We start from the raw sequence: 18,259 nt of genomic DNA, 5'->3' as shown, positions 1-18,259 counted from the left end.
TATGGCCGAACTCACGCCGCGCATGAAGGAGCTCGTCCAGCCCTACTTGGCCGGTATTGAGCCCTACGATCCTAACTTTACGCCCACGCGCATCAACCTTTCGGCCAACGAGAACACCTATCCCGTGCCCGCTGGCGTGCGCGAGGCGGTCGACGCCGCCCTGGCTGCCACGCCGCTCAACCGCTATCCCGATCCCATGTCCAACGACCTGCGCGACGAGCTTGCTGCCTGGCATGGCGTGACGCGCGAGAACATCTGCGTGGGAAACGGCGGCGACGAGCTGCTCTATAACTATCTGCTGGCGTTTGGCGGCGCGGGGAGGACTTTGCTCAACTGCCCACCGTGCTTTAGCGAGTACGCGTTCTTTGCGTCGCTCTGTCAGACCGAGGTGCGCGACGTGTGGCGCGATCCGGCGACCTTTGAGCTCGACCAGGCAGCCGTGCTTGCAGCGGCACTCGAATGCAACCTGGCAATCGTAACCTCGCCCAACAATCCCACGGGTGATGTGGCTCCGCTCGACTTTGTCGCGGCCCTGTGCGATGCGTGCCCCGGCATGGTCATGGTCGACGAGGCCTACGTTGAGTTTGCCGACGATTCGTTTGGCGCGGCCACCACGGCGCAGGGACTTATCGCCGAGCATCCCAACCTGGTGATTCTGCATACGCTGTCCAAGGCATTTGGCGCCGCCGGCACGCGCCTGGGCTGCGTGATCGCGGCGCCCGAGGTTATCGACGTGTTCGCGGCGATTCGCCAGATCTATTCGGTCAACGTGCTGAGCCAGGCGGCGGCACTTGCCTGCGTGCGTGCCCGTGATGCCTATGCGCCCGTGGTGGCGCAGGTCGCATCCGAGCGCGAGCACGAGCTGGCCGCCCTGCGCGCGATGGCTGCCGAGGGCCTGCCCGTGGAGGCGTGGCCGAGCGCGGCGAACTTTGTGCTCGTGCGCACGCCGCATGCCACGCGCGTGCGCGAGCGTCTGCGCGATGAGTATTCGATTTTGGTGCGCGATTTTAGCTATGCGCCGGGGCTTGCGGACTGTCTGCGCATTACCGTGGGTACCCCGCAGGAAAATGATGAGGTGCTGGCTGCGTTTGCCGCGCTGGTGAAGGAGGAGATGTAGATGGGCCGCTATGCCGAGGTAACCCGTAAGACGGGGGAGACCGATATTGTCGTCAAGCTCGACCTAGATGGAACCGGTACGTGCGATATCTCGACCGGCGTGCCGTTTTTCGACCACATGCTCAACGCCTTTGGCCGCCACGGTTTGTTTGATTTGACGGTACACGCGGTGGGCGACGTTGAGGTCGACGCGCACCATACCGTCGAGGATACGGGCATCGTGCTGGGCGAGGCGTTCTGCCAGGCGCTGGGCGACAAGGCGGGCATTACACGCTTTGCCGACGCGGCGATTGCCATGGACGAGACGCTCGTGATGGCCGCCGTGGATATCTCGGGCCGCGGGCAGGCCTATTGCGAGCTGCCCGTGCCGACCGAGCGCGTGGGCAGCTTTGATACCGAGCTGGCCGTTGAGTTCTTCTACGCCTTTGCGCGCGATGCCAAGCTCACGCTGCACGTGCGCGAGCTGGCGGGCGGCAACTCGCATCACATTATCGAGGCCGCCTTTAAGGCCGTGGGCCGCACGATGCGCCACGCCTGCGAGCTCGATCCCCGCGTGCAGGGCATCCCCAGTACCAAGGGCTCGCTGTAACCTGCCAAAAAGGGACAGGTTTATTTTGGCAGGTTTTATCTGCGGAAATGCTGTCTCATGTGGTGGGTGAACGTTTAACCGACCAAAATAAACCTGTCCCTTTTTGGCAGGTTTTGAATGGGAAAAGGGAGGGTCGCGTGGGCGAACCGAAGATCGTGGTGGTCGACTACCACAAGGGCAACTTGTCGAGCGTCGTGCGCGGGCTTGCGCGCGCTGGTGCCGCTGCCTGCACGTCGGACGATCCGGAGCAGATCCGCAACGCCGACGGCCTGGTCATCCCGGGCGTGGGCGCGTTCTATGACGCGATCGCCTTTATGCGCCAGAGCGGCGAGGCGGACGCGGCGCTCGACGCCGTTGCCGCCGGAGCTCCGCTGCTCGGCATCTGCCTGGGCCTTCAGCTGTTTTTTGAGCGCGGCAACGAGGGCGTGCCAGCGGACGAGGGTGCGGACGCGGACGACAGCGCTTCCGAGCAGGCTGGTGGTCCCTGGGTCGATGGCCTGGGCATTATGCGCGGCTCGTGCACGCGCTTGGAGTCGAGCCGCCTGAAGGTGCCGCACGTGGGCTGGGACCAGGTGCACATGACGCCCGCCGGTGCGGCCGATCCGCTGCTTGCCGGTTTTGCCGAGGGCGCCAACATGTATTTCACCCACAGCTACGCGGTGGCCGACGACGCCGATGCCGCCGATGTGCTGGCGCGCACGCACTATACGCGGAGCTTCCCGTGCATCGTGCGCCATGGCAACGTGTGGGGCTGCCAGTTCCATCCCGAGAAATCCTCCGCGCTGGGCCAGCGCATCCTTAAGAACTTCGTTAACATCGTCGAGGAGGGTGGCCGATGATCCTATTTCCCGCAATCGATTTGATCGGCGGCAAGGTCGTGCGCCTGGAGCGCGGCGACCGCAGCCGCTGCAAGGTATATTCCGACGACCCCGTGGCCGTCGCCCGCTCGTTTGCCGAGCAGGGCGCGAGCTGGGTGCACGTCGTCGACCTGTCCGCTGCCTTTGGCGAGGACGAGGACGCGTGCGCTGCCAACTCGGCAGCGATCGAGGCCATCTGCGGCGTCGACGGTCTGTCCGTGGACGTGGGCGGCGGCGTCCGCTCGCTCGCACGCATCGACGAGCTGGCAGGCTATGGTGCTCGCCGCATCGCGCTGGGCACCGTGCTCGTGACCGAGCCGGGTTTTGCCGAGGTGGCGGCCCAAGGCTTTGGTGAGCTGCTGGTGGCTGACATTGCCGCGCGCGACGGCCAGGTCAAGGTGAACGGCTGGCGCGATGGCGCGGGCGTGGCGCTCGACGATGCCGTGGCGCAGCTTTCCGAGCTGGGCTTTAAGCATCTGGTGTATACCGACATCGCGCGCGATGGCATGCAGACGGGCATCGATGTGGCGGCGTATCGCCATGTGGCCGAGGTCGTGGGCTTTCCCGTCGTGGCTTCGGGCGGCATCTCGACGCTCGACGACATCCGCGCGCTGGCCGCGACCGGTGAGGACGCGATTGAAGGCGCCATTACCGGTCGTGCGCTCTACGAGGGCAACTTTACGCTGGCACAGGCGCTGGCCGCCGCCCGAGGGGAGGAGTAGCCCATGCTTACCAAGCGTGTGATTCCCTGTCTGGACGTTAAGGACGGCCGCGTGGTCAAGGGTGTCAACTTTGTGAGCCTGCGCGATGCGGGCGATCCGGTGGAGTTGGCGCGTGCCTACGACTGTGAGGGTGCGGACGAGGTCGTCTTTCTGGACATTACCGCAACGAGCGACAACCGTGCGACGACCATCGAGATGGCGGCGCATGCGGCCGAGGAGCTGGCCATTCTCTATACCGTGGGCGGCGGCTTTCGCGACCTGGCGGGCATGCGAACCATGGTGGCCGCCGGTGCCGACAAGGTGTCGCTCAACTCCGCCGCCGTGCGCGACCCGTCGCTGATTAGCCAGGCTGCCGCGGCGTTTGGCAGCCAGGCCGTGGTCGTGGCGATCGATGCCAAGCGCGTTGGTTTGCCCGGCGCATCCGGTGCCGACAAGTGGGAGGTCTTCACGGCGGGCGGCCGTAACGCCACGGGTATCGATGCGGTGGCGTGGGCCGAGGAGGCGGTTCGTCGCGGCGCCGGCGAGATCTTGCTCACCAGCATGGATCGCGACGGCACCAAGGCTGGCTTTGACCTGGCACTCACTCGTGCCGTGGCGCGCGCGGTGCCGATTCCCGTCATCGCGAGCGGCGGCGTGGGCACGCTCGAGCATTTTGCCGAGGGCGTGATCGAGGGCGAAGCCGACGCCGTGCTGGCGGCCAGCGTCTTTCACTTTGGAACCTTCAGCATTCGCCAGGTGAAGGAATACATGGCATCTCAAGGTATTCCCATGAGATTGGATTTCTAGCGCTGCGGCTTGCCCAGGCACCCAACCTTCCGGCTCCAACCCTCCTCGCGTACCAAAGTACGCGTCGTCGGGCTTGTCGCTCGGAATCTCGGGCACCTGGGCAACCCTCGCCGACCTGCGAAGTTTGAATTTGGGAAGAGAAATGGAAGAGATAACCGATCCTTCAAAGCTTACATACGACGCCAAGGGGCTGATTCCTTGTGTTGTTCAGCAGTATGACACCGGCGAGGTGCTTATGGTTGCCTGGATGAACGAGGAGTCGGTGGGGTTGACGCTCAAGACCGGCACCACGTGGTTTTGGAGCCGTAGCCGCCAGGAGCTCTGGAACAAGGGAGCGACGAGCGGCAATATGCAGGAGGTCAAGGAACTCTGGGCCGACTGCGATAGCGATACGCTGCTGGTCAAGGTCGACTCGCCGGGTCCGGCCTGCCACACCGGCAACCGTACCTGCTTCTTTAAGAAACTCGCGTAGGGCGGGCGCTCGACTAAGCGCTTGGCCAACCAGAAAGGATTGAACCATGGGTGTGCGCACTGCGAATGTTCAGGATGGAAATATCGGTGAGACGCTGACGGGGTTGGCCGAGGTGATTCATGGTCGTCGCGACGCATCGCCGCAGGAGAGCTACACCGCTCGCCTGTTGACCGACGTCGAGGACGAGCTGCTCAAGAAGCTTGCCGAGGAGGCGAGCGAGGTCATCATGGCCTGTAAGGATAACGACCACGATCACATTCGCTACGAGGCCGGCGACCTGGTCTACCACCTGCTCGTGACGCTTGAGCGCTACGGCATCACCCTCGACGAACTGGCCGGCGAACTCAACGCCCGCCGCCACTAGTCATTGGGGACGTTCTTAAACGACTAGTCGTTTGGGACAGTCTTTGCCGGCGCTGCCAAATAGCATGCCCAATTACTACGATGAAACTGGATCTGCTGACCACACGTCGATTTTGAGCAAATCGTCAACGCTTCTACCTGCGGTTTTATTTTCCACATTAAGCCGATGGTCGGAGGTTTGCGGTTCATCGTAGTAAACGGGCGTTCTTTTTGGCGGGTGGTGTTGCACGGGCGTCGGTGGTGAGCAAAACGACCTGTTTTCCTCCGTCCCCAAGGGGTCATTTGTGAAGAGTGTCCCCAACGACTAGTCTTAGGCGAGGGGCGTGGGCTCCCATTCTCCGGTGAGGTGGGGGATGTCGAAGGTTCGATAGCCACAGTCGTAGGCGTGGGCCTGGGCCTCGCGGATGTTCCAGCAGATATCGCAGGCGCGGTGCGCATCCGAACCAAAGGTAATGGGCACCTCGGCATGGGCAAAGCAACGCAGCAATCCGGTCGCGGGGTAGTAGTCGTCGAGCCCCTTGCGCGGCGCGGCAGTCGAGACCTCAACGCGGCGGCCCGTGTCGTGTGCACACTCTGCCATCTGCTCCCAGAATGGCGCGGGGTCAAAGTCGGGCGCAAAGCCTTCCTTCGAAAAGCGCATGACCAGGTCGGGGTGGGCCATTACATCAAAGTTAAGCGGGCTTTCACAGGCGCGGCACCAGTTATCGACATAGCGCTCCCACACGCCGCGTACGCCCAGGTTTTCCCAAACATGCAGGTCGGTGTCATCGTCGACCCAGCCACAAAGCGAATCGGGCGTATCGGGACGAGCGACGTCCTCCGTCCCCGCCGTGCCCGCAGCACCGGCCATGATATCGCCCGGATCGCCAGTCCAGTGCACACTGCCCAAGCGCACTATGGCACCCGCTGACCAGCGCTCGACCAAAGGCTCGCAGCCCTCGTACCAATCGCATTCAAAGCCATAGATAAGCTCGAGCTCCGGCGCAATCTGCGCGGCAAGCTTGCGGGCGTCCTCAAAGGCCAGGCGATGTGCCGGCAGGTCGCCCTCGACAACCTGCACTTCGCAGTTGGCGTCCATGCTGGCGGGTAGGGTGAGGTGGTCAGTCGAGACCATGACGTGGCACCCGGCCGCAGCAGCGGCGCGAACGTTGTCCTCAAACGAGGCGTGCCCGTCCGAAAACGAGGTGTGGGTATGGCAATCGACCAGCGGGCAAGCAGACATGGCAGCTCCTTTGCGTCAGGCGAATTCGCTCCATTGTAGCGGCGCGGCTCTCGATGCGACGAGCGCGCCGGGGTGTCGGTTTCTTGCGGACAGGGAAAATCGCGCTCATCGCGCTCCGCCACATCCACGCCGCCCGCGATGTGTTAGCGTTTGGGTGAACAAAACGAGCCCGTGCGGAAAGGAGCCGGACCGTATGCCATGCGATACCACATCCCCGCTGTCTCGCGAGACCGATGCGCCCGAAACTATCGTCAAACTGGAGTGCGACATCGATGACGCGTCGCCTGAGGTGCTTGCCTACGCTGCCGATTGCCTGCGCAAGGCCGGCGCCCGCGAAGTGCATTGGTTGCCGCTTTACTGCAAAAAGGGCCGTCCCGGCTGGCAGTTGCAGGTAATCTGTACCCACGAGGATATCGAGCGCCTGCAGACGATTGTCTTTTTGGAAACCACGACCAATGGCATCCGCCGCCAGGTTATGGAGCGCGTTTGCCTACCACGCCGCTTTGAGCGCGTAACAACGCCATGGGGCGAGGTGTCCGTCAAGGTGGCGACTTTGCCCGACGGCAGCGAGCGCGCGGCGCCCGAGTACGAAGACTGCGCCCGCCTTGCCCGCGAGCACAATGTGCCGCTCCAACGCGTGATGCAGGCGGCCCAGAGCGCGGCACTGCGATTTGAGTAACGCGGCTGGCGGCACGCCACGCCCAGCTCCATCAACCCCACCCGAAAGGACCACCATGAAATACCTCATCGCCTCCGACATCCACGGCTCGGCATACTGGACCGAGCGCCTGGTCGCCGCCATCGAGTCCGAGCAGCCCGACCGCATCGTCCTGCTGGGCGACCTGCTCTATCACGGTCCGCGTAACGACCCGCCGCGCGATTACGCTCCCAAGCGTGTGATTCCGCTGCTCAATGCCCTGGCCGACCGCATCATCGCGGTGCGCGGCAACTGTGACGCCGAGGTCGACCAGATGGTGCTCGATTTCCCGGTCATGGCCGACTACGCCACGCTGTTTGACGAGACCGGCCGTGAGCTGTTCCTGACGCACGGCCACGTCTTTGGCGCCGGCATGCACAACAGCGTCGACCACGCGCCCGCGCTGCCCGAGGGCTCCGCGCTCGTCTACGGCCATACGCACATCAAGGTCAACGAGGAGAGCGCCGCGCACCCGGGCCTGTGGCTCTTCAATCCCGGCAGCGTGAGCATTCCCAAGGACGGTACGCATAGCTACGGCATCTACGAGGGCGGCGTGTTCCGTCACGTGGTCCTGGAGGAGGAATAACTATGGCGCAGCACATGGCTCAGCAAAATGCCGAGGGTTCGCGCGACCTGTCCACGCTGGTCGACGCGTCGGCCGAGCTGCAGCATCTGGTGCAGACTATCTGGCGTCTGCGTCAGCCCGATGGCTGCCCGTGGGATCGCGAGCAGACGCATCAGAGCATCGGCAAGAACATGATCGAGGAAGCCTACGAGGCGCTCGATTGCATCGAGGCCGATGATGCCACGCATCTGCGCGAGGAGCTCGGCGACGTGCTCATGCAGGTAGTACTGCATGCGCAGATTGCGGCGGACGCCGGCGAGTTTACGCTGGCCGACGTGGCGCGCGATATCGACGCCAAGCTCATCCGCCGCCACCCACACGTGTTTGGCGATGCGGACGCCGAGAGCTCCGACGAGGTGCTCAAGATTTGGGATGAGGTCAAGCTTGCCGAGAAGGTTGCCAAGGACAAGGCCGTGGCAGCGGGCGAAGCTGCGCCCGAGGGTCTGCTCGACGGCGTGCCCACGCATCTGCCGGCGCTGATGCAGGCGCAGAAGGTGTCGCGCAAGGCGGCTGCCGTGGGCTTTGAGTGGGAGACGGTCCAGGATGTGTGGGACGAGGTAGCTGAGGAGCGTGCCGAGTTTGAGGCCGAGGAGCCCGGCTCGCCCGAGCGCGAGATGGAGTTTGGCGACCTGCTCTTTGCCCTAGTCAACGTTGCGCGCAAAGAAGGAATCGACGCCGAGAGCGCCCTTCGCGCCAGCACGGCAAAGTTCCGCCGTCGCTGGGCTGCGATGGAGGCCGCCGTGCACGAGGCGGGCGATGACCTCGCCGCCTGCTCAACCGCTCAACTCAACGACCTGTGGGACCAAGCAAAAGCAAGCGAGTGAGGCCTGCGTCTCTCACGGCATCCATTCGTAGAGAGGTCTCTACAAGCAAAAAGCCATATACAACGGAAGATGTGCCAGCTGTGCTTCGGCATCCCACTCGAGTTGTTTAGGGTGCAACACGTAAGCCATCCCAATCTTCTTGTTAAAGCGCGCGCGGAATCGGTCGAGGGAGATGGTTCCGTATCTGCGTGGCGACTTAACTTCGATGGGGCTGATGCGCGGCTTTCCGGCGGCATTGACATAGGGTCGGGTAACGAGGAAGTCGATTTCCATGCGCTCCTCCCCCTCCTTCTTTCCGCTTTGGGAATAAAAGAAGAGTCTGTATCCATTGGCCTTTAGAGATTGGGCAACGTAGTTTTCGGTAAGCATTCCTTCGTTCAATCCGATGTCGCCGCGAAGCACGGCCCTGTAAACGTCTTCATCGGTATCGTTGTTGTCAGAGAAGGCAAGCGTTACAAGCAGGCCGGTGTCCGCCATGTAGCACTTGAGGGCCGTTTGCTCCATGCTGAGTGAAAGGCCCACGCTCGGTTCGCTTGCGGCATAGCAGATATTGGCAATTCGCGCGTCTGCCAGCCAAAAGAAGGCTTCTTCGTAGGTGCGCATGCGTGCGTTTTTATCAAGTGAGGAAAGCTTGAATCGTTTTTCGTGCCTAGAGAGCTGACCCGGGATGCCATCGAGTACGGAGACGACTTTGAATTCGTAACCGGTTGCAAAACGAGAGATATCGTTGCGATAGAGCTGGACGATTCGGCGCTTCGAAGCGTCGACGGGCGCAAAAGCGCGCTGTTCAACATAGATGGATACCGGCTCAGGCATGCCGCCTACGAGCATGTATTCGCGCATAAGGGAGAGCGCTCTGCGATGTAGGGCATCGGGGAGCGGCTTCATCTTGTTAAAACTCATGCGAATGAGATCGGCCAGCCCCTTTTCGTCCATGCCCCAAAGAAACTCCTCAAAGTCGAGGGGCTCAAGTTCCAGAGACTCTTCCTCGGATGGGATGACGATATCTTTAATGTTCTGCTTGATGCTGAGCAGGGATCCAGTTTCGATGTAGTCGTAACGTCCGTCTGCAACGAGATACTTGATGAGTCCGCGTGCTTGCGGGTACATCTGGACCTCGTCAAAGACGATAAGCGTCTCGTGTTCATAGAGTTTGACGTTATAGAAAACCGAGAGATAGAGGAAGAGCGAGTCGAAGTCAGTGCGATAGTCCTCAAAATATTGCTTAACTTCGGCAGGTGCTTGAAAGAAATCAATGACAAGGCAGGACTTGTATTCGGTTTCTCCAAACGTGCGGGCAAGCGTGCTCTTGCCGACGCGGCGGGCTCCTTCAATAAGAAGTGCTGTTTTACCAGCGCTTTCATGCTTCCATTTTAGTAGTTTGTCATAGGCTTTTCGTTTAAGCATGGCTACCTCGTACACGATATCCAGAACTTTTATAACCTGATTATGCACGATATCCAGAACTTCAGACCCTTAGAATTGCACGATATCCAGAACTTTGAACGATGTAAAAGCACATTATTGGCTCTTTCATTCGCAAGCCAGGTAAAGACGGTATGCCGATAGAAGAATTTAATGGGGGGGGCGACCTCTAGAGATGAATGCTCGGTGCAAAAACAAGCGCCCCAAAGAATGATTTCTCCAATTCATATGTATCCCTCGGCTAACTTAGGGCATAATGCAAAAAGTGCGACATGGCTAACTTACGGAGGCGCACCAATGGTGCACAGTCGGCCAGTCGCTTGCATCAACCGTTTCCAAGTGAGAGGGAGACAACATGAGTGACATTTTGGATGTCTACGGTCGCGAGGTGCTCGACAGCCGCGGCAACCCCACCGTAGAGGTCGAGGTCGTGCTCGAGGACGGCAGCTTCGGTCGCGCGATGGTGCCTTCGGGCGCTTCGACCGGCGCCTTTGAGGCATGCGAGTTGCGCGACGGCGACAAAGGTCGCTATCTGGGCAAGGGCGTCTCGCAGGCCGTCGAGCACGTCAACAACGAGTGCGCCGATGCCGTCGTGGGCCTCGATGCCTTCGACCAGCGTGCCGTCGATGCCGCGCTGATCGCCGCCGACGGTACGCCCAACAAGACCAAGCTCGGCGCTAACGCCATCTTGGGCGTGTCGCTGGCCGTTGCCCGCGCTGCGGCAGAGTCGGCGGGTCTTTCGCTGTACCAGTACCTGGGCGGCGTCAACGCTCACCTGCTGCCCACGCCCATGATGAACATCCTCAACGGTGGCATGCATGCCGACAACAACGTTGACTTCCAGGAGTTCATGATCATGCCCGTGGGTGCTCCGAGCTTTGCCGAGGGCCTGCGCTGGTGCGCCGAGGTCTACCACACCCTCAAGGGCGTGCTGCACGAGGCCGGCCTTGGCGGCGGCGTGGGCGACGAGGGCGGCTTCGCGCCCAACCTCAAGACCAATGCCGAGCCGTTCGAGTACATTACCAAGGCCGTCGAGAAGGCTGGCTTTAAGCCCGGCGTCGACTTCATGTACGCCATGGATCCGGCCTCGACCGAGTTCTACAACGCCGAGACCGGTATGTACGAGCTCAAGGGCGAGGGTGTTGAGTACACGAGCGCCCAGATGGTCGATTACTGGGAGAAGCTCGTCGACACCTACCCCATTATCTCCATCGAGGACGGCATGGCCGAGGAGGACTGGGATGGCTGGGTCGAGCTGACCCGTCGCATCGGCAACAAGGTGCAGCTGGTGGGCGACGACCTGTTCGTTACCAACACCGAGCGCCTCAAGAAGGGCATCGAACTGGGCGCTGCCAACGCGATTCTGGTCAAGGTCAACCAGATCGGTACGCTCACCGAGTCGCTCGAGGCCATCGAGACCGCCAAGGAGGCCGGCTACGCCTGCATCGTGAGTCACCGCTCCGGCGAGACCGAGGATTCCACGATCGCCGACCTGGTCGTGGGCGTCAATGCCGGCCAGATTAAGTCGGGTGCCCCGTGCCGTAGCGACCGTATCGCCAAGTACAACCAGCTCATCCGTATCGAGGACGAGCTCGAGGGCAGCGCGCGCTACGCCGGCAAGTCTGCGTTCTACAACATCCGCTAAACAAGTGGTGCCCGTGGGGGCGGGGTTGACTCGGCTCCGCTCCACTTCTGATGGTCGCCATTGGGCGCTGGGCCGTGTGGCTCAGCGCCTTTTTTATGTCGAGCAAAGGCTGGCGAAGGCGGTGCGGGTGCTCGTGCTATAACTAAGGGACTTAGCGCAAACAAACCTCAACCGCACAAGGCGCACATGGATCAGATTTACGACAACAGGTACTATTCCGCCGGTTCGCGTGAGCCGTCGTCTCGTCGTGCGCGTACCGCGCAGCTTGGCGGGTCTGGTTATGCTGGTGCTGATCGCTCCAGGTATAGCTCGCCGGCGACTTCGCATCCCAATGTTCAGCCAAATAGTTCCTCGGATAGTCCGGTGCGCCCATCGCGTTCCGCGCATGCGTCGCGCCCTTCGACCCAGACGTCCGACAAGCCGCGCCGTCCCTCAAGCCGTCTTTCGGGCTCGGACTTCATGCACTACGCCAACGACAACGCAGTGGTCAAGGCAATTTACGACTTTACCCACGGTCCTCAGCGAGGGCTATTCATCGGCATTGTCGTTGCCCTGGTGCTCGTGAGCCTGTATTTCCCCGTGCGCGATCTGTACGTGGCAAAGCGTTCGAGCGATATCTTGGCCAAGCAGGTCGAGATTCGCCAGCAGTACAACGACGAGCTGCAGAAAAGCGTCGACAAGCTGCTCTCGGAGGAGGGTATCAAGGACGCGGCATCCGAGGACTTGGGCCTGGTGATGCCCGGCGAGAAGAGGATTGAAGTGCGGGGCCTGGACGACGATTCGGATTCGTCTTCGAGCAAGAAGTCGTCGAACGCCAAGAAGGCCAGCGAAGTTGCCAAGGAAATCGAAGAAGTCGGTAAGGACGCCCCGTGGTACATCCAGGCGCTCGACATGCTGTTTGGGTTTAACGGTGTCGAGGGCCAGACGGTCGTGTCCAACGGCAAATAGCGCCCGGAGGGGAGCCGGCAATGGCAGATTGCAAACGATATAAGGTGGCGGCGATCGATCTAGGAACGGTGTCGTCGCGACTGGTGTTGGCCCAGGTCGAGGGCGGGGCGATCGTGGAATCGTCCAAGCATACCGAGATTACCGATCTGGGCGAGGGCGTCGACGCGACAGGTCGCTTTTGCGAGGCGGCTGTCGAGCGTGTGCTCGCCGCGTGTCGCATGTTTGTGGACGAGGCGCATGCCTTTGGGGCCGTGTGCATCTGCACCACGTGCACGAGTGCCGCGCGCGATGCGTCCAATGCCGCCCTGCTGCTGGACGGCCTGCGCGAGCTGGGGCTCGAACCGCAGGTGATTCCGGGCGAGGTCGAGGCGCGCCTGACGTTTTTTGGCGTGGCGCACGACTTTGCCGGCGAGCGCATTATTGTCGCGGATTCGGGCGGCGGGTCCACGGAACTCGCGACGGGTGTGTACGCACCGGAGCGTGGGATCTTTGCGCTGGAGGGCACGCGTTCGCTGGACATCGGTTGTCGCCGCGTGACGGAGCGGTTCTTCTCGGCGCTGCCGCCTGCGGACGGCGAGCTTGCTGCTGCTGCCAACTGGGCCGGCGAGCAGTTCGCTGCCTATTTTGAGGGCCTGCCCGTCGATTTTGAGCGTGCCGAGCGCTTGGTCGCGGTGGGCGGCACCGTTACCACGCTCGTGGCACTGGTTCACGAGCTGGAGCCGTACGACTCGAGCTTTGTGCACCTGCGCGAGCTTTCGATGGAACAGATTTCGGCCGCTATCGAGCGCATGTCCGCGCTGGACGCGGACAGCATCGCCGCGCTGCCGGGCGTGCAGCCCAAGCGTGCGGGCGTGATCTTGGCTGGCGCCGTGGTGATTCGCGAGCTCATGCGTGCCGGCGGCTACAAGACGCTCACCGTAAGCGAGAATAGCCTACTCGCCGGCATGGCCGCCACCATCAACGAGACTCTCGACGGTGCAACCCCCACCATCGCCTGGACCCCGAGTCTGAGCGCTCTTTAACCGTCTCCCTCTGAGTTACGGTGAAATAGTTCCTAAATGGGCCGGTAAACGGTATAACCAGGATCTATTCCACCGCAGCTTAGAGTCCCACCGGCATCTAAAAGAAACGAGCCCGCATCCCTGGGGGACACGGGCTCGTAAGCGTCATATGGTAGGGGCGGTGGGACGTCCGCGTATTTGCTGCGCAAATCCGCACCGGCTTCGGTCGCCTGCCGGCGCCCTCGCCGGCTCGCTGCGGACGCTGCGCGTCCGCTTGACGCTCGCCCCCTCGCGGGTTCGATTCCCATCGGCGTCCAAAAGAAACGAGCCCGCATCCCTGGGGAACACGGGCTCGTAAACAATACGTGGTAGGGGCGGTGGGACTCGAACCCACAATCCTTGCGGCGAGAGATTTTAAGTCTCCTGCGTATGCCAATTCCGCCACGCCCCCGTGAGACTAGAAGTCTAGCACAAGCCGTCCGTTACGCGTTGACGGCCATCGAGTGTTGGCCCGACTTCTCCAGGAACTCCTGGAACTTGGCTTCGTCGCCCTTGTTCTTGTACTGCAGGGCCAGCAGGTATTCCAGGCGGCAGCTCTTGACCTTGTCGTCACCGGCCTCCTTGAGCATGCGTTCCAGCTCGGGAATGTCGTTGTGGCGCTTCAAGATCATCGTGTCGTACATCAGTTGGCATTCGTGCGCGACTGCCTCGGCCTGACCGCCCTCAAAGCCCTTGATCTCGTGCAGGAGCTCCTTGGATTTTTTGCGGTCCTCCTGGCCAACGTAGTAGTTAAAGGCCTTAATCACCAGGTCGACGCGCTGCATCTTGGGCAGGTTGAGCCCCAACAGCAAATCGAACATCTCGTCGGCGCGCTTGTGGTCCTCGCGCAGCAGATAGGAGTTCAGGCGCAGGTAGTCGCGGTTGTAGCGCGGGTACAGCATGCTGGTGAGTTTGCCATCGAGCAAACGATCGAACTCGTCCCACTGCTTGGCAGCCATAAGCTGTTGCAGGCGCTTAAACGTGGTGCGTTTTTTTACGCTAAAGAACACCGATATGGCGATACAAATAATGACGACGGCGGTCCAGAGGGTGCGGGAATCGGGCATATTAGGGTCCTTAGTCGCTCATAAAGCGAGCGGTATGACAACATGTACTCGATGTATTATACGCAGTGCGCAGGCAAACTGGCATAAAAGCGCATCGAGGCCGAGCGCCATCGCTCGCTGCGGTACACTTACCTAAAGTAAACCACGAAGGGAGACATTACCTATGAAGAAGATTGTTTTGGCTTGCGGTGCTGGCGCTGCTACTTCCACGCTCGTTGCCCAGAAGGTCGCCACCATGCTCGACGCCAACGGTTACGCTGACAAGTACGAGATCGTGCAGTGCGCCATCTCCGAGGCCAAGGACGTTTGCGACGAGGGCGCCGATCTGCTGATCGCCACCACCGTTGCCCCCGAGGGCCTTACCTGCCCGTACGTGAGCGGCGTGCCCTTCATGACCGGCATGAACCGCGTCGCTGCCGAGAAGGCCGTTCTCGACGTCATGGCTCAGTAGGCGCTGACTGTATGAGTGAGCAGAACGCCAATCCGGTCGAGCTCTTTGGCATGCGCGTTGCCCATGTGGGCATTAACGCCACCGACTCGGCAGACGCCTTGGAGATCGCGGAGCTGTTCTCGACGATGATGGGTCTGCCCGTTATCGAGACCCCGGTTTCGTACTTTAACGATTCGCTGGTCGAGATCATGAAGCAGAACGGGCGTGGCGCCAAGGGCCACATCGGCTTTGCCGTCAATGACATTGACGCAGCAGAGAAGTGGTTCGTCGAGCGCGGGCTCGAGGTCAACGAGGAGTCGCGCGTGCTGCTGCCCGACGGCGGCACCAAGCTCGTGTACTTTAAGCGCGAGTTCGCCGGCTTCGCCGTGCATCTGTGTCGCGAGTAGCGCACAAGCTGCTATAGCCAACGAAAAATGGGGTAAGGCGCGTGGCCTTGCCCCATTTTTAATACCGAGAGGGTGACTGACGGGCTGCCGTAAATCGAAGGTGAATGGCTTTCCGCGAAGTGAACGAGTGAAATTGAACCCCTGGAGCATCGACACTTTGGAGACGCCGTTTCCTGCGGTTTTGTCAGGTTTTTCTTGCGGTTTTGGCGCCAAAAAGTGCAGATGCTTCGGGGGTCCAAAATAGGTCGTTCACTTCGTGGAAAAGCATTCACCTTCGATTCGTGAGAGGCGCCCCTACCGCGGCAGGCGAATCGAAAAGCGGCTGCCGACCCCTTCGACCGAGGTCACACCGATGACGCCGCCGTGGCTGTCGACGATCCACTTGGCGATAGCGAGCCCCAGGCCCGAACCCTGTGCGCCGGCATCGCGCGCGTTGTCAGCGCGGTAGAACCGTTCAAACGCGTGAGCTGCGGATTCCTGGTTCATGCCGATGCCCTCGTCCTCAACACTTATGTCGATCGCGCCCGTGCCCGTATCGGGCGTTATGGCAAATGTGACAGTCGTTCCCGCGTCCGAATACTTGGCGGCATTCTGCACGATTACGCGCAGAGCCTGCTTCACAAGCGCCACGTCAACGGGCGCGTCGCAGCGCGGGTCGCTGGCGAGCGCAGCGTCAAAGGCCAGCCGATACGCGTGCGTGGCATCAATCATCTGCGATTCTTCGCAAACCTCGCCGACCAGTGCGGCCAGGTTGGTATTCGCGCGCCGCAGCACGGTGCGGCCGGCATCGCCGCGCGCCAAAAACAGCAGCTGCTCCACGAGCTCCTGCATATGCTCGCTTTCGGTCTTGAGCGAGGCGATGGACTCTGCTAGCACGTCCGGGTCGTCTTTGCCCCAGCGGTCGAGCATGTTCACGTAGCCCTGAATCACCGCGATGGGCGTGCGCAGCTCGTGACTCGCATCGTTGACAAAGCGCATCTGCTGCAGCTTGGCCTCTTGCATCTGACGCAGTAGGCGGTTGAGCGCGACCTCGATGCTCGCCAGGTCGGCGTCGCCGGTGGTGACGCTTGGCGAGTCGACGCTTGCGCGCTCGATGGCCTGCTCCAGCGTTTCCATCTTGCCGCTGGAGAGCTGCATACGGCCGAGCTCGTCCACGCGTAGAGCCAGGTCGTTGAGCGGTGCCATGGTGCGGCGCACGCGTCGGGCGCCGCCGAGCATGTTGAGCACGCTGGTGACCTGCCAACCTACAACAACGATATAGAGGGGCCACAGCGCGGCGAGGTTCTGCGCGAGGGGGAAGGTCTTGGTGGTACGCGCAAGCTCGACGGTATAGGTGAGCGTTGTCAGGTCCCAGCCGCGCGCGGGCTTCAGCGACATGCCGCGAACGGTGGCGCTGGGGATCCATCCTGCGGTAAACGCGCCGTCGGGCAGCGTCTGGTTGTATCCATAGACGAGAATCGCCGCCGCAATCACCACTAGCAACAGATCGAGCCAGACGTAGCTCGCCAAGCGGCGCCACATGTAGCTCCAGTTGATGGCACGGGCGATGGAGGTGACGCGCTTGGTCTCGGCGTTACGCGCGGCAGACATAGCCCACCCCGCGCACGGTCTGGATGATGCGGGCGCTGCCGCCGCCCTCGATCTTGGCGCGTAGGTGCGCGATGTGCACATCGACGTTGTTGGTATCGCCCACGTAGTCGTAGCCCAGCGCCTCGTGCGCAATGCGCTCGCGCGTGAGCACGGTGCCGGCATGTGCCATAAGCAGGGCGAGGACGTCGAACTCGCGGGCGGTCAGCACGATGGGCGAGCCGTCGACCGTGACTTCGCGGCGATCGGGATTGAGCGCGACCGAACCCACGACGAGCGCGGCGGGGGAGGGCGAGGCGGATGCCTGGGCCGAGCCGCCGGCCAGGGGCATCGCAGCGGCACCCGTAGCGCCCTCTCCGGCCCCGACACCGCCAACGCCCGAAGCCGCCCGCACGGCCTCCGAGCGCTTCAGCGCCACGCGGATCCGTGCGAACAGCTCCTCAATCGCAAACGGCTTGGTCAGATAGTCATCGGCACCGGCATCAAGCCCGGCCACCTTGTCCATCACGGCATCGCGCGCGGTGACCATGATCACCGGCACATCCTTGTGCTTGCGGACACGCCGCAGGACCTCCATGCCGTTGAGCTGCGGCAACAGGACATCGAGCAGAATCAGATCATAGTCGCGCTCCAGCGCCAGGTCCACGGCGGTGCGGCCGTCGGCGGCGTGCTCCACCTGGTAGCCCTCGTGCTCCAGCTCGAGCGTCACAAAGCGGGCGATTTTCTCCTCGTCCTCTACGATCAGGATCCGTGCCATGCGTGCCCCCGTCTGCGATTACTTGTCGTCGTTCAGATTTTGCTTGATGTCGTCCGCGGCATTGGCAGCGCTGTCCATCAGGTTGTTGATGCTGCCGGGCACGTCGCCGTCGCTATCGATGCGGTAGCGCATGCCAAAGAACAGGCCAAGCAGCATCAGCCAAATCGTGGCGCCCCAGGCGAACAGCGCGACGATGGGAATCAGGATGGGGATGTTGAGGATGATCGCATCGCGGCGCGTGGCGATAAACTTGGTGTCCAGGCTCAGGCGGAAGAGCTTTTTGAGGTACTCCCACACGCTGTCCATCTTCTTGGAGAAGTCGGTCTTTTCGCTCGACTTTTCGTAGGCAGCCTGCGCGGCGACCATCTCGGCCGAAGGCTCGTCGACCGGCGCGGACTCGGTGGCGGCGTGCGCCGACGTGGTCTGGGTCTTGCCCTGCGACTCGAGCCAAATGATGGCGTCCAAAACGTTGCCGTCGGCGGCGTCGAGCGCGGCTTTGGCATCGGTGTAGCTCACGTTGCACTTGGTGCGGATGGTTTCAACTTTTTCGAGGTCGTCCATGACCTGTCCTTTCGTTCGATGGGCGCGACGCCGGGCGATCTGCCCGGGCGCGAGCGTTGCGTTCGGCGGCCTGCGTTGCGCGGTGCCGCCCCGCCCTTGGTCGAACTCTATAGTGCAGG

21 protein-coding genes and 1 tRNA gene are annotated in these 18,259 nt (G+C 61.9%); 15 read left to right on the top strand and 7 right to left on the bottom strand.

All coding sequences use genetic code 11. The features are described from left to right. Position 1 precedes the first annotated feature (1 nt). The 7 genes from hisC (at position 2) to hisE (ending at position 4,906) form a co-directional block, all read left to right on the top strand. On the top strand, positions 2–1,117 hold the full coding sequence (gene hisC, locus ACGHEN_RS09890; RefSeq protein WP_390399110.1) for a histidinol-phosphate transaminase: 1,116 nt from the start codon (positions 2–4) through the stop codon (positions 1,115–1,117). After that, positions 1,118–1,705 carry an imidazoleglycerol-phosphate dehydratase HisB gene (hisB, locus tag ACGHEN_RS09885; RefSeq protein WP_118388252.1) on the top strand — a complete coding sequence of 196 codons (588 nt, stop codon included), beginning with the start codon at positions 1,118–1,120 and terminating at the stop codon, positions 1,703–1,705. Between the two features lie 137 nt (positions 1,706–1,842). Next, positions 1,843–2,544 carry an imidazole glycerol phosphate synthase subunit HisH gene (locus ACGHEN_RS09880; RefSeq protein WP_316365380.1) on the top strand — a complete coding sequence of 234 codons (702 nt, stop codon included), beginning with the start codon at positions 1,843–1,845 and terminating at the stop codon, positions 2,542–2,544. Next, a complete protein-coding gene (locus tag ACGHEN_RS09875; protein ID WP_390399106.1) occupies positions 2,541–3,284 on the top strand; it encodes a HisA/HisF-related TIM barrel protein in 744 nt (247 codons plus the stop codon). The genes ACGHEN_RS09880 and ACGHEN_RS09875 overlap by 4 nt, the downstream gene beginning before the upstream one ends. A gap of 3 nt (positions 3,285–3,287) precedes the next feature. Then, complete coding sequence (gene hisF / locus ACGHEN_RS09870) at positions 3,288–4,070, top strand: imidazole glycerol phosphate synthase subunit HisF (protein ID WP_390399103.1); 783 nt, start codon at positions 3,288–3,290, stop codon at positions 4,068–4,070. Positions 4,071–4,212: 142 nt separating this feature from the next. Further along, on the top strand, positions 4,213–4,542 hold the full coding sequence (gene hisI / locus ACGHEN_RS09865) for a phosphoribosyl-AMP cyclohydrolase (RefSeq protein ID WP_055285578.1): 330 nt from the start codon (positions 4,213–4,215) through the stop codon (positions 4,540–4,542). Positions 4,543–4,588: 46 nt separating this feature from the next. Further along, the gene (gene hisE, locus ACGHEN_RS09860; protein WP_006235893.1) at positions 4,589–4,906 is read left to right on the top strand and encodes a phosphoribosyl-ATP diphosphatase; all 318 of its coding nucleotides are present in this window, start codon (positions 4,589–4,591) and stop codon (positions 4,904–4,906) included. A 309-nt stretch (positions 4,907–5,215) separates the two neighbouring features. On the opposite strand, the gene ACGHEN_RS09855 is transcribed toward hisE, so the two are convergent. After that, on the bottom strand, positions 5,216–6,127 hold the full coding sequence (locus ACGHEN_RS09855) for a PHP domain-containing protein (protein WP_390399101.1): 912 nt from the start codon (positions 6,125–6,127) through the stop codon (positions 5,216–5,218). 193 nt (positions 6,128–6,320) lie between these two features. On the opposite strand from ACGHEN_RS09855, the gene larC reads away from it, so the two are divergent. From larC to mazG, 3 genes are read left to right on the top strand one after another with little or no spacing between them, the layout of a single operon-like run. After that, the gene (gene larC, locus ACGHEN_RS09850) at positions 6,321–6,806 is read left to right on the top strand and encodes a nickel insertion protein (protein ID WP_373204952.1); all 486 of its coding nucleotides are present in this window, start codon (positions 6,321–6,323) and stop codon (positions 6,804–6,806) included. Between the two features lie 55 nt (positions 6,807–6,861). Then, a complete protein-coding gene (gene yfcE, locus ACGHEN_RS09845) occupies positions 6,862–7,410 on the top strand; it encodes a phosphodiesterase (RefSeq protein ID WP_373204951.1) in 549 nt (182 codons plus the stop codon). Between the two features lie 2 nt (positions 7,411–7,412). Further along, a complete protein-coding gene (mazG, locus tag ACGHEN_RS09840; protein WP_118081466.1) occupies positions 7,413–8,273 on the top strand; it encodes a nucleoside triphosphate pyrophosphohydrolase in 861 nt (286 codons plus the stop codon). 39 nt (positions 8,274–8,312) lie between these two features. Here mazG and ACGHEN_RS09835 read toward each other — a convergent pair whose 3' ends face one another. After that, positions 8,313–9,680 (bottom strand): ATP-binding protein, encoded by a 1,368-nt coding sequence (locus ACGHEN_RS09835; protein ID WP_390399098.1) that lies wholly within the window; start codon positions 9,678–9,680, stop codon positions 8,313–8,315. Between the two features lie 373 nt (positions 9,681–10,053). Between ACGHEN_RS09835 and eno the strand changes: the two genes are divergently transcribed. The 3 genes from eno to ACGHEN_RS09820 all read left to right on the top strand — a co-directional run bounded on the left by eno (position 10,054) and on the right by ACGHEN_RS09820 (position 13,313). Next, complete coding sequence (gene eno, locus ACGHEN_RS09830) at positions 10,054–11,343, top strand: phosphopyruvate hydratase (protein WP_390399095.1); 1,290 nt, start codon at positions 10,054–10,056, stop codon at positions 11,341–11,343. Positions 11,344–11,529: 186 nt separating this feature from the next. Further along, complete coding sequence (locus ACGHEN_RS09825) at positions 11,530–12,291, top strand: hypothetical protein (RefSeq protein WP_390399094.1); 762 nt, start codon at positions 11,530–11,532, stop codon at positions 12,289–12,291. Positions 12,292–12,311: 20 nt separating this feature from the next. Continuing rightward, on the top strand, positions 12,312–13,313 hold the full coding sequence (locus tag ACGHEN_RS09820; RefSeq protein WP_390399093.1) for a hypothetical protein: 1,002 nt from the start codon (positions 12,312–12,314) through the stop codon (positions 13,311–13,313). 345 nt (positions 13,314–13,658) lie between these two features. Here ACGHEN_RS09820 and ACGHEN_RS09815 read toward each other — a convergent pair. After that, positions 13,659–13,743, bottom strand: a tRNA-Leu gene (locus ACGHEN_RS09815). Between the two features lie 31 nt (positions 13,744–13,774). Continuing rightward, positions 13,775–14,398: a hypothetical protein gene (locus ACGHEN_RS09810; RefSeq protein ID WP_148332640.1), complete on the bottom strand. Its 624-nt coding sequence runs from the start codon at positions 14,396–14,398 to the stop codon at positions 13,775–13,777. 163 nt (positions 14,399–14,561) lie between these two features. Between ACGHEN_RS09810 and ACGHEN_RS09805 the strand changes: the two genes are divergently transcribed. Next, the gene (locus ACGHEN_RS09805; RefSeq protein ID WP_148332642.1) at positions 14,562–14,849 is read left to right on the top strand and encodes a PTS sugar transporter subunit IIB; all 288 of its coding nucleotides are present in this window, start codon (positions 14,562–14,564) and stop codon (positions 14,847–14,849) included. An 11-nt stretch (positions 14,850–14,860) separates the two neighbouring features. Further along, on the top strand, positions 14,861–15,235 hold the full coding sequence (locus ACGHEN_RS09800) for a VOC family protein (RefSeq protein WP_390399091.1): 375 nt from the start codon (positions 14,861–14,863) through the stop codon (positions 15,233–15,235). Between the two features lie 294 nt (positions 15,236–15,529). Here ACGHEN_RS09800 and ACGHEN_RS09795 read toward each other — a convergent pair whose 3' ends face one another. From ACGHEN_RS09795 to ACGHEN_RS09785, 3 genes are read right to left on the bottom strand one after another with little or no spacing between them, the layout of a single operon-like run. Further along, entirely contained in the window at positions 15,530–16,825 is a 1,296-nt protein-coding gene (locus tag ACGHEN_RS09795) for a sensor histidine kinase (protein ID WP_390399090.1), read from the bottom strand. After that, a complete protein-coding gene (locus tag ACGHEN_RS09790; protein ID WP_390399088.1) occupies positions 16,809–17,579 on the bottom strand; it encodes a response regulator transcription factor in 771 nt (256 codons plus the stop codon). Before ACGHEN_RS09790 ends, ACGHEN_RS09795 begins: the two co-directional genes overlap by 17 nt. 18 nt (positions 17,580–17,597) lie before the next feature. Next, entirely contained in the window at positions 17,598–18,140 is a 543-nt protein-coding gene (locus ACGHEN_RS09785; RefSeq protein ID WP_390399086.1) for a DUF4342 domain-containing protein, read from the bottom strand. Positions 18,141–18,259: the final 119 nt, after the last annotated feature.

The organism is Collinsella sp. i06-0019-1H4, from assembly GCF_042849575.1.
GTDB lineage: Bacteria > Actinomycetota > Coriobacteriia > Coriobacteriales > Coriobacteriaceae > Collinsella.
The sequence above is the reverse complement of the archived record's forward strand: the minus strand, read 5'-3'. Positions and strand labels throughout refer to the sequence as shown.

Coding starts and splice junctions, on each gene's coding strand:
- hisC (WP_390399110.1), top strand. CDS start 2: ATGGCCGAACTCACGCCGCGCATGAAGGAGCTCGTCCAGCCCTACTTG.
- hisB (WP_118388252.1), top strand. CDS start 1,118: ATGGGCCGCTATGCCGAGGTAACCCGTAAGACGGGGGAGACCGATATT.
- ACGHEN_RS09875 (WP_390399106.1), top strand. CDS start 2,541: ATGATCCTATTTCCCGCAATCGATTTGATCGGCGGCAAGGTCGTGCGC.
- hisF (WP_390399103.1), top strand. CDS start 3,288: ATGCTTACCAAGCGTGTGATTCCCTGTCTGGACGTTAAGGACGGCCGC.
- hisI (WP_055285578.1), top strand. CDS start 4,213: ATGGAAGAGATAACCGATCCTTCAAAGCTTACATACGACGCCAAGGGG.
- hisE (WP_006235893.1), top strand. CDS start 4,589: ATGGGTGTGCGCACTGCGAATGTTCAGGATGGAAATATCGGTGAGACG.
- ACGHEN_RS09855 (WP_390399101.1), bottom strand. CDS start 6,127: ATGTCTGCTTGCCCGCTGGTCGATTGCCATACCCACACCTCGTTTTCG.
- larC (WP_373204952.1), top strand. CDS start 6,321: ATGCCATGCGATACCACATCCCCGCTGTCTCGCGAGACCGATGCGCCC.
- yfcE (WP_373204951.1), top strand. CDS start 6,862: ATGAAATACCTCATCGCCTCCGACATCCACGGCTCGGCATACTGGACC.
- mazG (WP_118081466.1), top strand. CDS start 7,413: ATGGCGCAGCACATGGCTCAGCAAAATGCCGAGGGTTCGCGCGACCTG.
- ACGHEN_RS09835 (WP_390399098.1), bottom strand. CDS start 9,680: ATGCTTAAACGAAAAGCCTATGACAAACTACTAAAATGGAAGCATGAA.
- eno (WP_390399095.1), top strand. CDS start 10,054: ATGAGTGACATTTTGGATGTCTACGGTCGCGAGGTGCTCGACAGCCGC.
- ACGHEN_RS09825 (WP_390399094.1), top strand. CDS start 11,530: ATGGATCAGATTTACGACAACAGGTACTATTCCGCCGGTTCGCGTGAG.
- ACGHEN_RS09820 (WP_390399093.1), top strand. CDS start 12,312: ATGGCAGATTGCAAACGATATAAGGTGGCGGCGATCGATCTAGGAACG.
- ACGHEN_RS09810 (WP_148332640.1), bottom strand. CDS start 14,398: ATGCCCGATTCCCGCACCCTCTGGACCGCCGTCGTCATTATTTGTATC.
- ACGHEN_RS09805 (WP_148332642.1), top strand. CDS start 14,562: ATGAAGAAGATTGTTTTGGCTTGCGGTGCTGGCGCTGCTACTTCCACG.
- ACGHEN_RS09800 (WP_390399091.1), top strand. CDS start 14,861: ATGAGTGAGCAGAACGCCAATCCGGTCGAGCTCTTTGGCATGCGCGTT.
- ACGHEN_RS09795 (WP_390399090.1), bottom strand. CDS start 16,825: ATGTCTGCCGCGCGTAACGCCGAGACCAAGCGCGTCACCTCCATCGCC.
- ACGHEN_RS09790 (WP_390399088.1), bottom strand. CDS start 17,579: ATGGCACGGATCCTGATCGTAGAGGACGAGGAGAAAATCGCCCGCTTT.
- ACGHEN_RS09785 (WP_390399086.1), bottom strand. CDS start 18,140: ATGGACGACCTCGAAAAAGTTGAAACCATCCGCACCAAGTGCAACGTG.